The 12,988-nt window shown below is 55.3% G+C and carries 11 protein-coding genes, 1 rRNA gene and 1 pseudogene; 11 read left to right on the top strand and 2 right to left on the bottom strand.

Annotated features, from left to right (window positions below; genetic code table 11):
* Positions 1 to 15 precede the first annotated feature (15 nt).
* The 8 genes and pseudogenes from aroQ (at position 16) to fis (ending at position 6,649) form a co-directional block, all read left to right on the top strand.
* Entirely contained in the window at positions 16 to 468 is a 453-nt protein-coding gene (gene aroQ / locus QLG03_RS04960; protein ID WP_064155753.1) for a type II 3-dehydroquinate dehydratase, read from the top strand.
* Positions 469 to 490: 22 nt separating this feature from the next.
* On the top strand, positions 491 to 958 hold the full coding sequence (accB, locus tag QLG03_RS04965; RefSeq protein WP_004206250.1) for an acetyl-CoA carboxylase biotin carboxyl carrier protein: 468 nt from the start codon (positions 491 to 493) through the stop codon (positions 956 to 958).
* Positions 959 to 968: 10 nt separating this feature from the next.
* Positions 969 to 2,318, top strand: coding sequence for an acetyl-CoA carboxylase biotin carboxylase subunit (gene accC, locus QLG03_RS04970; RefSeq protein WP_004174096.1), 1,350 nt, complete (start codon positions 969 to 971; stop codon positions 2,316 to 2,318).
* Positions 2,319 to 2,428: 110 nt separating this feature from the next.
* Positions 2,429 to 2,671, top strand: a complete 243-nt coding sequence (locus QLG03_RS04975) for a DUF997 family protein (RefSeq protein ID WP_004206253.1) — start codon at positions 2,429 to 2,431, stop codon at positions 2,669 to 2,671.
* Positions 2,661 to 4,112 carry a sodium/pantothenate symporter gene (gene panF / locus QLG03_RS04980; RefSeq protein WP_023291160.1) on the top strand — a complete coding sequence of 484 codons (1,452 nt, stop codon included), beginning with the start codon at positions 2,661 to 2,663 and terminating at the stop codon, positions 4,110 to 4,112. Before QLG03_RS04975 ends, panF begins: the two co-directional genes overlap by 11 nt.
* A gap of 11 nt (positions 4,113 to 4,123) precedes the next feature.
* The gene (gene prmA, locus QLG03_RS04985) at positions 4,124 to 5,005 is read left to right on the top strand and encodes a 50S ribosomal protein L11 methyltransferase (protein ID WP_004144971.1); all 882 of its coding nucleotides are present in this window, start codon (positions 4,124 to 4,126) and stop codon (positions 5,003 to 5,005) included.
* 357 nt (positions 5,006 to 5,362) lie between these two features.
* A pseudogene (gene dusB, locus QLG03_RS04990) lies at positions 5,363 to 6,371 on the top strand (tRNA dihydrouridine synthase DusB).
* A complete protein-coding gene (gene fis, locus QLG03_RS04995) occupies positions 6,353 to 6,649 on the top strand; it encodes a DNA-binding transcriptional regulator Fis (protein ID WP_000462905.1) in 297 nt (98 codons plus the stop codon). Before dusB ends, fis begins: the two are co-directional and overlap by 19 nt.
* A gap of 84 nt (positions 6,650 to 6,733) precedes the next feature.
* Here the strand turns inward: fis and envR are convergent, their stop codons facing one another.
* Positions 6,734 to 7,387, bottom strand: a complete 654-nt coding sequence (gene envR / locus QLG03_RS05000; protein ID WP_023291162.1) for an acrEF/envCD operon transcriptional regulator — start codon at positions 7,385 to 7,387, stop codon at positions 6,734 to 6,736.
* A 376-nt stretch (positions 7,388 to 7,763) separates the two neighbouring features.
* On the opposite strand from envR, the gene QLG03_RS05005 reads away from it, so the two are divergent.
* From QLG03_RS05005 to QLG03_RS05015, 3 genes are all read left to right on the top strand, one after another.
* On the top strand, positions 7,764 to 8,903 hold the full coding sequence (locus QLG03_RS05005; protein WP_044524928.1) for an efflux RND transporter periplasmic adaptor subunit: 1,140 nt from the start codon (positions 7,764 to 7,766) through the stop codon (positions 8,901 to 8,903).
* A 12-nt stretch (positions 8,904 to 8,915) separates the two neighbouring features.
* Entirely contained in the window at positions 8,916 to 12,026 is a 3,111-nt protein-coding gene (locus tag QLG03_RS05010; protein WP_023291164.1) for an efflux RND transporter permease subunit, read from the top strand.
* A gap of 292 nt (positions 12,027 to 12,318) precedes the next feature.
* Complete coding sequence (locus tag QLG03_RS05015) at positions 12,319 to 12,540, top strand: membrane protein (protein ID WP_004206262.1); 222 nt, start codon at positions 12,319 to 12,321, stop codon at positions 12,538 to 12,540.
* Positions 12,541 to 12,760: 220 nt separating this feature from the next.
* Here the strand turns inward: QLG03_RS05015 and rrf are convergent.
* Positions 12,761 to 12,876: ribosomal RNA gene (rrf, locus tag QLG03_RS05020) — 5S ribosomal RNA — on the bottom strand.
* Positions 12,877 to 12,988: the final 112 nt, after the last annotated feature.

A 12,988-nucleotide genomic window follows, 5' to 3' on the forward strand; every position in this document is an offset into this window, starting at 1 on the left:
GGAGATCGCCACACGATGGCAAAGAAGTTTCGCATTTTGCTTTTGAATGGTCCAAACATTAACATGCTCGGTACCCGCGAGCCTGAGAAGTATGGTCCGCTCACGCTGGCGGAGATTGTTAACCATTTAACATCTGAAGCGGCGGCGCTGAATGTGAGCCTGGATCACCTGCAGTCCAACGCGGAGCATGCGTTAATCGACCGAATTCATCAGGCTAAAGACAACGTGGACTATATCCTGATTAATCCGGCCGCGTTCACGCATACCAGCGTAGCAATCCGTGACGCTTTGCTTGCCGTGAACATCCCGTTTATCGAGATTCACCTGAGCAATGTGCATGCACGCGAACCCTTCCGCCAGCATTCGTATCTGTCAGATGTCGCCGCTGGCGTCATCTGCGGACTGGGGGCGGACGGCTATTCATACGCTTTACAGACGGCGGTAAAACGCCTGTCACAATCACACTAAACAAAGAGTACGGAACCCACTCATGGATATTCGTAAGATTAAAAAACTGATCGAGCTGGTTGAAGAATCAGGTATCTCCGAACTGGAAATTTCTGAAGGCGAAGAGTCTGTTCGCATCAGCCGCTCTGCACCGGCCGCAAGCTATCCGGTTATGCAGCAGGCTTATGCTGCGCCGATGATGCAGCCTCAGGCACCTGCCGCCGCGGCTGCCGCGCCAGCTGCAGCAGCAGAAGCGCCGGCAAAAGCGGAAATCAGTGGTCACATCGTACGTTCCCCGATGGTTGGTACTTTCTATCGTACGCCAAGCCCGGACGCGAAAGCGTTTGTGGAAGTTGGCCAGAAAGTTAACGTGGGCGACACCCTGTGCATCGTCGAAGCGATGAAAATGATGAACCAGATCGAAGCCGACAAAGCCGGCGTGGTGAAAGCCATTCTGATCGAAAGCGGCCAACCGGTAGAATTCGACGAGCCGCTGGTAGTTATCGAGTAACGAGGCGAACATGCTGGATAAAATTGTCATCGCTAACCGTGGCGAGATCGCACTGCGCATCCTTCGTGCCTGTAAAGAACTGGGCATCAAGACCGTTGCTGTGCATTCCACCGCGGATCGCGATCTAAAACACGTATTGTTAGCGGATGAGACGGTCTGTATCGGTCCGGCTCCGTCCGTAAAAAGCTATCTGAACATCCCAGCTATCATCAGCGCCGCTGAGATCACCGGCGCGGTAGCGATTCACCCGGGGTATGGCTTCCTCTCCGAGAACGCCAACTTTGCTGAGCAGGTTGAGCGCTCCGGCTTTATCTTCATCGGCCCGAAAGCCGACACTATCCGCCTGATGGGCGACAAAGTGTCCGCGATCACCGCCATGAAAAAAGCCGGCGTCCCGACCGTACCCGGTTCTGACGGCCCGCTGACCGACGACATGGACGCTAACCGCGCCCATGCTAAACGCATCGGCTATCCGGTGATCATCAAGGCCTCCGGCGGCGGCGGCGGTCGCGGTATGCGCGTTGTGCGCAGCGACGCTGAACTGGCCCAGTCCATCTCCATGACCAAAGCGGAAGCCAAAGCGGCTTTCAACAACGATATGGTCTACATGGAGAAATACCTGGAAAACCCACGTCACATTGAAATTCAGGTACTGGCGGACGGTCAGGGCAACGCTATCTATCTGGCTGAACGTGACTGCTCCATGCAGCGTCGTCACCAGAAAGTGGTCGAAGAAGCGCCGGCGCCGGGCATCACTCCGGAACTGCGTCGCTACATCGGCGAGCGTTGCGCGAAAGCCTGTGTCGATATCGGCTACCGCGGGGCGGGTACCTTTGAGTTCCTGTTCGAAAACGGCGAGTTCTACTTCATTGAAATGAACACCCGTATCCAGGTAGAGCATCCGGTAACTGAAATGATCACCGGCGTTGACCTGATCAAAGAGCAGCTGCGTATCGCAGCCGGCCAGCCGCTGTCCATCAAGCAGGATGAAGTGGTGGTTCGCGGCCATGCGGTGGAATGCCGTATCAACGCCGAAGACCCGAACACCTTCCTGCCGAGCCCGGGTAAAATTACCCGTTTCCACGCGCCGGGCGGCTTTGGCGTGCGCTGGGAGTCCCATATTTACGCCGGCTACACCGTACCGCCGTACTATGACTCCATGATCGGCAAACTGATCTGCTACGGCGAAAGCCGTGACGTGGCGATTGCCCGCATGAAGAATGCGCTGCAGGAGCTGATCATCGATGGCATCAAGACCAACGTCGATCTGCAGATGCGTATTATGAGCGACGAGAACTTCCAGCATGGTGGCACCAACATCCACTATCTGGAGAAAAAACTCGGCTTGCAGGAAAAATAATTCTGCTCTCTCAGCAAAAGGCCGGATTTTCCGGCCTTTTTTCTTTTTCTCTCTCCTCATCTATACCATGCGGTACAATCCCCGCTTTCTTTATCCTCAAGGGACAAAAAATGGACAAACGCTTTGTTCAGGCCCACAAAGAAGCGCGCTGGGCGCTGTGGCTGACCCTTCTCTATCTTGCCGCCTGGCTGGCCGCCGCCTATCTGCCGGGGGTGGCTATCGGTTTTACCGGCCTGCCCCACTGGTTTGAAATGGCCTGCCTGCTGGTTCCGCTGCTGTTTATTCTGCTGTGCTGGGCGATGGTCAAACTGGTTTTCCGCGACATTCCTCTGGAGGACGATGATGCAGTTTGAGGTCATTATTCCCCTGATCGCCTATCTGGTGGTGGTGTTCGGCTTATCCCTTTACGCCATGAGAAAACGCGCCTCAGGAAGCTTTCTTAATGAGTACTTTCTCGGCAGCCGCTCGATGGGCGGCTTCGTGCTGGCCATGACGCTAACCGCCACCTATATCAGCGCCAGCTCATTTATCGGCGGACCCGGCGCCGCCTATAAATACGGCCTGGGATGGGTGCTGCTGGCGATGATCCAGCTCCCCGCCATCTGGCTGTCGCTGGGCGTACTGGGAAAAAAATTCGCCATCCTTGCGCGTCGTTATAATGCCGTCACCCTCAATGACATGCTGTTTGCGCGCTACCAGAGCCGTCTGCTGGTCTGGCTGGCCAGCCTGAGCCTGCTGGTAGCCTTCGTTGGCGCCATGACCGTCCAGTTTATCGGCGGCGCCCGCCTGCTGGAGACGGCTGCGGGTATTCCCTACGATACCGGTCTGCTGATCTTCGGCATCAGCATCGCGCTGTATACCGCCTATGGCGGCTTTCGCGCCAGCGTGCTCAACGATACCATGCAGGGCATGGTGATGCTGATCGGCACGATCGTGCTGCTGGTGGGGGTGATCCACGCCGCCGGCGGGATTGGCCATGCGGTAGAGACTCTGCAGTCAATCGACGTCAAGCTGGTGTCCCCGCAGGGGGCGGAAGATATCCTCTCGCCAACCTTTATGGCCTCGTTTTGGGTGCTGGTCTGCTTCGGCGTCATTGGCCTGCCGCATACCGCCGTACGCTGTATCTCCTACAAAGACAGCAAAGCCGTGCATCGCGGCATCATGATCGGCACCATCGTAGTGGCGATCCTGATGTTTGGCATGCACCTGGCCGGCGCGTTAGGTCGGGCGGTGCTCCCCGACTTAACCGTACCGGATCTGGTGATCCCGACGCTGATGGTCAAAGTGCTCCCGCCCTTTGCGGCAGGGATCTTTCTGGCCGCGCCGATGGCGGCGATTATGTCGACGATCAATGCCCAGCTTCTGCAAAGTTCCGCTACGATCATCAAGGATCTGTATCTGAACTGGCGTCCGGATCAGGCGACTAACGAAAAGCGGCTAAAACGCATGTCCGCCGGCATCACGCTCCTGTTGGGTGTTCTGCTGCTGCTCGCGGCCTGGCGACCGCCGGAGATGATTATCTGGCTGAATCTGCTGGCCTTCGGCGGCCTGGAAGCCGTCTTCCTGTGGCCGCTGGTACTGGGCCTGTATTGGGAACGTGCCAACGCGGCTGGCGCGCTGAGCGCGATGATCGTGGGCGGCGTGCTGTATGCCGTACTTGCCACGCTGAAAGTGCAGTTTCTCGGCTTCCACCCGATCGTTCCCGCGCTGCTGCTGAGTTTACTGGCGTTTGTGGCAGGGAACCGTTTCGGCCGTCCCGCACCACAGCCACCTATTTTGACTACTGATAAATAAAGAGTTTTGCTATGCCATGGATCCAACTGAAACTAAATACCACCGGCGCGAACGCTGAAGATCTTAGCGATGCGCTGATGGAGGCCGGATCGGTCTCGATCACCTTCCAGGATACGCACGATACGCCGGTATTTGAGCCGTTGCCCGGGGAAACCCGGCTGTGGGGCGATACCGACGTGATCGGCCTGTTCGATGCCGAAACCGATATGAAAGCGGTCGTTGCCCAACTGGAGCAGCACCCGCTGCTGGGCGCCGGCTTCGCGCATAAGATCGAGCAGCTGGAAGATAAAGACTGGGAGCGGGAATGGATGGATAACTTCCATCCGATGCGTTTCGGTGAGCGGCTGTGGATCTGCCCGAGCTGGCGCGACGTTCCGGATGAAAATGCCGTCAACGTGATGCTCGATCCGGGTCTGGCCTTCGGTACCGGCACGCACCCGACGACATCCCTGTGCCTGCAGTGGCTCGATGGACTCGACCTCAACGGAAAAACGGTCATTGATTTCGGCTGCGGTTCCGGCATCCTGGCGATTGCCGCGCTGAAGCTGGGGGCCGCAAAAGCGATCGGCATTGATATCGACCCGCAGGCTATTCAGGCCAGCCGCGATAACGCGCAGCGTAACGGCGTCTCTGAGCGTCTGGAGCTCTATCTTCCTCAGGACCAGCCCGAGTCGATGAAAGCCGACGTCGTGGTCGCCAATATCCTGGCTGGCCCGTTACGTGAGCTGGCGCCGTTAATCAGCGTCCTGCCCGTTTCAGGCGGTTTGCTGGGGCTTTCCGGCATCCTTGCCAGCCAGGCGGAGAGCGTCTGTGAAGCCTACGCCGATCTCTTCACCCTTGACCCGGTGGTCGAGAAAGAGGAGTGGTGCCGGATCACCGGCCGGAAAAACTAAGCGCAATGCGGCCTGTGGGCCGCATTTTTGTTTCCAGTAGCCACCAAATAATGCCAGGAAATGAGAGGCAGATCGCACTACAGAGCACTTTTTTGGCTATAAAAACAGCGTTTTATATCGTCTGGTAGCGAGTTTTTCTAAGAAAAATCGAGAAGTTTTATGATTTTATAAATGGACACAAATTATCCATCAGCCATTAAATCAATGATTAATATAAGTATTTATTCATTCCTTTTACGTTAGTCCCGGATTCATTGATCTGCAACAGAGGATTGCTCAAAGTTTGGCCTTTCATCTCGTGCAAAAAATGCGTAATATACGCCGCCTTGCAGTCACAGTATGGTCATTTCTTAACTCATGCGCATCGGACACCACCAGCTCAGAAATCGCCTGATCGCAGCGCCCATGGCTGGCATTACTGACAGACCATTCCGGACGCTGTGCTACGAGATGGGAGCGGGTTTAACCGTTTCCGAGATGATGTCCTCTAACCCACAGGTGTGGGAGAGCGACAAGTCCCGTTTACGGATGGTGCATATTGATGAGCCCGGTATTCGTACCGTGCAAATCGCCGGTAGCGTGCCGGAAGAGATGGCTGCCGCCGCGCGGATTAACGTGGAAAGCGGCGCCCAGATTATTGATATCAATATGGGATGCCCGGCGAAAAAGGTGAATCGCAAGCTTGCAGGTTCAGCCCTCTTGCAGTACCCCGACCAGGTGAAGTCGATCCTGACGGCGGTCGTGAATGCGGTGGACGTTCCTGTGACTCTCAAGATTCGCACCGGTTGGGAACCGGAACACCGTAACTGCGTAGAGATTGCCCAACTGGCCGAAGAGTGTGGCATTCAGGCTCTGACTATTCACGGACGCACCCGCGCCTGCTTGTTTAACGGAGACGCTGAGTACGACAGTATTCGGGCAGTTAAGCAGAAAGTTTCCATTCCGATTATCGCGAATGGCGACATTACTGACCCGCTTAAAGCCAGAGCTGTGCTCGACTATACAGGGGCTGATGCCCTGATGATAGGCCGTGCAGCTCAGGGAAGACCCTGGATCTTTCGGGAAATCCAGCATTATCTGGACACTGGAGAGCTGCTGCCCCCGCTGCCGCTGGCAGAGGTCAAGCGCTTGCTTTGTGCGCACGTTCGGGAATTGCATGACTTTTATGGTCAGGCAAAAGGGTACCGAATCGCGCGTAAACACGTCTCCTGGTATCTTCAGGAACATGCTCCAGATGACCAGTTTCGGCGCACATTCAACGCCATTGAGGATGCCAGCGAACAGCTGGAGGCGTTGGAGGCATACTTCGAAAATTTTGCGTAATAGAAATAAAGAGCTGACAGAACTATGTTCGAACAACGCGTAAATTCTGACGTACTGACCGTTTCTACCGTTAACTCTCAGGATCAGGTAACTCAAAAGCCCCTGCGTGACTCGGTTAAACAGGCACTGAAGAACTATTTTGCTCAACTGAACGGTCAGGATGTGAATGACCTGTATGAGCTGGTACTGGCTGAAGTTGAACAGCCCCTGTTGGACATGGTGATGCAATACACCCGTGGTAACCAGACCCGCGCTGCCCTGATGATGGGCATCAACCGCGGTACGCTGCGTAAAAAACTGAAAAAATACGGCATGAACTGATACTAGTCAGTTGCTTGCTTGATATAAAAGGCGCTCTTCGGCATGGGGAAGCGCCTTTTTTATTACCTGCGGCAGCGGGACACATTACTGATTCACCGCCCGCAGTACCGGCGTCTCCGATACACGAGCAGCACAGACTACCGCCATAATATTATCCACCAGCGCAGGCGCCTGCTGATAAAGATCGACGCGTTGCGGATCGAGCAGCCAGTTTTTAATTAGTCCGGAAAAGGCGCTGTGTAAAACAATTAATATCACTTCAATATTTGTTTCGGCTGGCAATATATTGTTACGCACACAGCACTGCAGCATGCCGCCGATGAGCGAATAATTAAAGCCAATGCGCTGGCGAATTTCATTTTCCGAAAGCATATCATTGGCAAACTCGCAGCGCTGATAAAGAATTTGCATCAGCGCGCGCTGGCGAGGATTCGCAGCAATATAGCGGAGCCCGGTAATAAACCGCTCGCGCAATGCATTTAAAGGCTCCTGTTCATTCTCTGTTGCGAGGCTATGCTGAATCAAATCCCTGAGCGGTGGCTGCTGCTGCCACATTTCATTAAACAGCTCGGTCTTACTGGCAAAATGCCAGTAGACGGCGCCGCGGGTCACTCCCGCCGCATCAGCAATATCCGTCAGGGTCGTGTTGGTCACCCCCCGCAGAGCGAACTGCTGGATCGCGGACTCAATCAGGAGCTGCCGCGTGCGTAGCGCCTCTTCTTTCGTTTTTCTTGCCATACAAGCCCCCTTCCCGCCGGACAGGATATTTAGGATTTTCTGAAGATCGCTTAACCTAACATTTGTCATGGAATATTTTTTAGCAAAAATGCAGACAAGTTAATTCTGACGCCATCGTCAAATAAATTACCCAAATCAATATTAATAAATAACTCATTCACGGAATTGATGTCTATTTATTAAGATTTACAATTAAGGTAAACAGAATAAAAAGGCAGCGCGTTTTTTTGTTTTTGCGTGCCTTGCTGATTGTCCCAAAATAACTATCCCTTACATCCAGCGGCGTTTATTTGTAGGATGGCAAACTGCTTTTTAATTCCCTCTTTCTTTCACAGATTCGCCGCCGAATTTGGCACGTAATCTATAAGGAACCGCCATGACTACTCACGCCAGAGTGACACTTTTATCCGGTTTAATTATCTCGGCCTTATTGCTTACCGGCTGCGATAATTCGGACAATCCGCAACCCCATGCCCAGGCGCCGCAGGTGACGGTCCATGTCGTGAACAGCGCGCCGCTGTCGGTCACCACCGAACTGCCAGGCCGAACTTCAGCTTTTCGCGTGGCGGAAGTCCGCCCTCAGGTAAGCGGTATTATCCTGAAGCGTAACTTTGTTGAAGGAAGCGATGTCGAAGCAGGCCAGTCGCTCTATCAGATCGATCCGGCAACCTACCAGGCGGCGTGGAACAGCGCCAAGGGCGATGAAGCAAAAGCCGAAGCCGCAGCCGCCATCGCCCACTTGACGGTGAAACGCTACGTTCCGCTGCTGGGTACCAAGTATATCAGTCAACAGGAATACGATCAGGCGGTGGCCACCGCCCGCCAGGCCGATGCCGACGTCATCGCTACCAAAGCCTCCGTGGAAAGCGCCCGCATCAACCTGGCCTACACCAAAGTGACCTCTCCCATTAGCGGACGCATCGGTAAATCGAGCGTCACCGAGGGGGCATTGGTTACCAACGGTCAGTCGGATGCCCTGGCCACCGTCCAGCAGCTCGATCCGATCTACGTCGACGTGACGGAATCCAGCAATGACTTCATGCGCCTTAAGCAGGAAAGCCTGCAACGCGGCGGCGACACCAAAAGCGTTGAACTGCTGATGGAGAACGGTCAGGCCTATCCGCTTAAGGGTTCGCTGCAGTTCTCCGACGTCACTGTCGATGAAAGTACAGGTTCAATTACCCTGCGCGCTATCTTCCCTAACCCGCAGCATGTCCTGCTGCCGGGGATGTTCGTCCGCGCCCGCATCGATGAAGGCACCGATCCGCAGGCCATCCTGGTGCCGCAGCAGGGGGTGACTCGAACGCCGCGGGGCGATGCCTCCGTCATGCTGGTGAATGACAAAAATCAGGTTGAAACCCGTCAAGTGGTGGCTTCCCAGGCCGTGGGCGATAAGTGGCTTATCACCAGCGGGCTGAAGCCGGGCGACAAGGTGATTGTCAGCGGCTTACAGAAAGTCCGTCCCGGCGTTACCGTTAAAGCAGAAGTGGAGCGTGCGGCACCGGTCGCGCAATAAGGATACCCAGCCATGTCTAAGTTTTTTATCCATCGACCGGTCTTTGCCTGGGTGCTGGCCATCATCATGATGATTGCCGGCGGTCTGGCCATTCTCCAGCTGCCGATAGCGCAGTATCCGACGATTGCGCCCCCTGCGGTGGCGATCTCCGCCACCTATCCCGGTGCGGATGCTCAGACCGTGCAGGACACGGTCACTCAGGTTATTGAGCAGAACATGAACGGTATCGACAACCTGATGTATATGTCGTCGACCAGCGATTCCGCCGGCTCAGTAACCATCACGCTTACCTTTAAGTCCGGCACCGATCCGGATATCGCCCAGGTGCAGGTGCAAAACAAACTGCAGCTGGCCACCCCGCTGCTGCCTCAGGAAGTCCAGCAGCAGGGAATTAGCGTAGAGAAGTCCAGCAGCAGCTTCCTGCTGGTGGCCGGCTTTATCTCTGATAACCCGGTCACCACCCAGGATGATATTTCCGACTATGTCGCCTCTAATGTTAAAGATCCCATCAGCCGACTCAACGGTGTGGGCGATGTACAGCTGTTCGGCGCGCAGTACGCCATGCGCATCTGGCTGGATGGCAACCTGCTGAACAAATACAACCTGACGCCGGTGGACGTCATCAATGCGCTGCAGGTTCAGAACGATCAGATTGCCGCCGGCCAGCTGGGCGGTACGCCAGCGCTGAAAGGCCAGCAGTTGAACGCGTCGATCATTGCCCAGACGCGGCTTAAAGATCCGCAGGAGTTTGGCAAGGTCACGCTGCGGGTCAATGCCGATGGTTCTGTCGTCCATTTGAAAGATGTCGCCCGCGTTGAGCTGGGCGGAGAGAACTACAATGTCGTCGCCAGAATTAACGGCAAGCCCGCCTCTGGTCTGGGTATTAAGCTCGCGACCGGCGCCAACGCGCTGGATACTGCCACCGCGATTAAAGCTAAGCTGGCCGAACTGCAGCCTTACTTCCCCCAGGGAATGAAGGTGGTCTATCCGTACGATACGACCCCTTTCGTCAAAATCTCTATTCACGAAGTGGTCAAAACGCTCTTTGAAGCGATTATTCTCGTCTTCCTTGTCATGTATCTGTTCCTGCAGAACATGCGCGCTACGCTCATTCCGACCATTGCCGTGCCCGTCGTGCTGTTGGGTACCTTCGCGGTACTGTCGATGTTTGGCTACTCCATCAACACCCTGACGATGTTTGGTATGGTGCTGGCGATAGGTCTGCTGGTCGATGACGCCATTGTGGTGGTGGAAAACGTCGAACGTGTGATGGTTGAGGAGAAGCTCTCGCCAAAAGAAGCGACGGAAAAGTCGATGTCGCAGATCCAGGGGGCGCTGGTGGGTATCGCCATGGTGCTCTCTGCGGTTTTCGTGCCGATGGCCTTCTTCGGCGGTTCCACCGGCGCGATTTATCGCCAGTTTTCGATCACCATCGTTTCCGCCATGGCGCTCTCCGTGCTGGTTGCCCTGGTGCTGACGCCAGCGCTCTGCGCCACGTTGTTGAAGCCAGCCTCAGCTGAACACCATGAGAAAAAAGGATTTTTCGGCTGGTTTAACGCCCGTTTTGACCAGAGCGTTAACCACTACACCAACAGCGTCAGCGGTATTTTGCGTGGAACCGGCCGTTACCTGGTGATCTATCTGCTGATCGTCGTGGGAATGGCCGTGCTGTTTATGCGTCTTCCGACATCCTTTCTACCCGATGAAGACCAGGGGGTCTTCCTGACCATGATCCAGCTGCCTTCCGGCGCTACACAGGAGCGGACACAGAAAGTGCTGGATACCGTGACCGACTACTATCTGCATAACGAGAAGGCTAACGTCGAAAGCGTCTTTACCGTTAACGGCTTCAGCTTCAGCGGCCAGGGACAAAACTCCGGCATGGCGTTTGTCAGCCTGAAACCATGGGAAGCACGCAGCGGTGATAAAAACAGCGTGGAGTCCATCATCAAGCGAGCCACCGTGGCCTTCAGCCAGATCAAAGACGCCATGGTTTTCCCGTTCAACATGCCTGCCATTATTGAGCTGGGTACCGCCACCGGCTTCGACTTTGAGCTGATCGACCAGGGCGGGCTAGGCCATACTGCCCTGACGCAGGCGCGCAATCAACTGCTGGGCATGGTGAAACAGCATCCGGATCAGCTGGTACGGGTACGGCCTAATGGGCTGGAAGATACGCCGCAGTTCAAACTGGATGTCGACCAGGAAAAAGCGCAGGCGCTGGGCGTATCGCTCTCCGATATCAATGAAACGATATCCGCTGCGCTGGGCGGGTACTACGTCAATGACTTTATTGACCGTGGTCGCGTCAAGAAAGTGTACGTCCAGGCTGATGCCCATTTCCGTATGCTGCCGAGCGACATTAACAATATGTATGTTCGTAGCGCCAATGGCGAAATGGTTCCGTTCTCCGCCTTCGTCACTTCGCGCTGGATATATGGCTCGCCGCGTCTGGAACGCTACAACGGTTTACCCTCCATGGAGATCCTCGGTGAAGCCTCGCCGGGCAAGAGTACCGGGGAAGCCATGGCGCTGATGGAAGCGCTGGCCAGTAAACTGCCGAGCGGTATTGGTTACGACTGGACCGGGATGTCTTACCAGGAACGCCTTTCCGGCAACCAGGCTCCCGCGCTCTATGCCATCTCGCTGATTGTCGTCTTCCTGTGCCTGGCGGCGCTGTATGAGAGCTGGTCGATTCCGTTCTCAGTCATGCTAGTGGTTCCGCTGGGTGTGATCGGCGCGCTGTTAGCCGCCACGCTGCGTGGGCTGAATAATGACGTTTACTTCCAGGTAGGCCTTCTGACCACGATCGGTTTGTCGGCGAAGAACGCGATCCTGATCGTCGAATTCGCCAAGGATCTGATGGAGAAAGAAGGGAAAGGGATCATTGAAGCAACCCTGGAGGCATCGCGGATGCGCCTGCGACCCATTCTGATGACCTCTCTGGCTTTTATTCTCGGGGTCATGCCGCTGGTGATTAGCCATGGTGCCGGCAGCGGGGCGCAGAATGCGGTGGGTACCGGTGTCATGGGCGGGATGCTAACCGCGACACTGCTGGCGATCTTCTTTGTTCCGGTCTTCTTTGTGGTCGTCAGACGACGTTTTACCCGGCACGCTGAATAACCCGGCCTGGTATTAAAGGCGCCCCTGCGGGCGCTTTTTTTTCGCCTGGTATATGAGCAACCACTACAGCTTCCCGCTATCTGACAACCGCTATCGCGCGCGGCAGCGATGGGATACGATCGTTCTCTCCATCTTTTCTGCATATTCCCCTGCTTATCTTCACGATATTTACGTGGCTCATATATTGAGATGATTTCGGCATCCGGGCCGGACAATCCGCGGTGATAAAATAAGCCATTCCGTTCTGCACTGGCTCTCAGTACAACCCTGCGGATTATCCAGAGGTAATATCATGAAAAAGTATTTAATCGTGGCGCTGCTGGCCTCTCTGCTGGCAGGCTGTGCCCATGACTCTCCCTGCGTGCCGGTGTATGACTCGCAAGGCCGCTTAGTCCACACCAATACCTGTATGAAAGGCACAACAGAAGACAACTGGGACACCGCAGGCGCGATCGCTGGGGGCGCCGCCGCGGTAGCCGGCCTCACGTTAGGGATCGTCGCGCTGACCCGCTAATTCTCCCCCGACCAGCAGATACAGGCGCTAGCGTCGAACCTGTATCTGCTCTTCTGCGCATCATCCACATGACAACCGAACAAACAAACTCACTGTCCCTTGCTGCATTACGCGCAAATCGGCTTTGACGGGTTCCCCCCTGGCGGCAGGACTGCTTATCGACAGATAACACAAAAGCAGAAGGCCCAGTCTTTCGACTGGGCCTTCTGCTTTATTTGATGCCTGGCGATTCCCTACTCTCACATGGGGAGACCCCACACTACCATCGGCGCTACGACGTTTCACTTCTGAGTTCGGCATGGGGTCAGGTGGGACCGCCGCGCTATTGTCGCCAGGCAAATTCTTTACAACGTGCCGAACTTTAACCTAAAAAGTGGTGCTGATACCCAGAGTCGAACTGGGGACCTCACCCTTACCAAGGGTGCGCTCTACCAACTGAGCCATATCA

Source organism: Klebsiella sp. V115_8 (assembly GCF_029967715.1).
GTDB lineage: Bacteria > Pseudomonadota > Gammaproteobacteria > Enterobacterales > Enterobacteriaceae > Klebsiella > Klebsiella quasipneumoniae.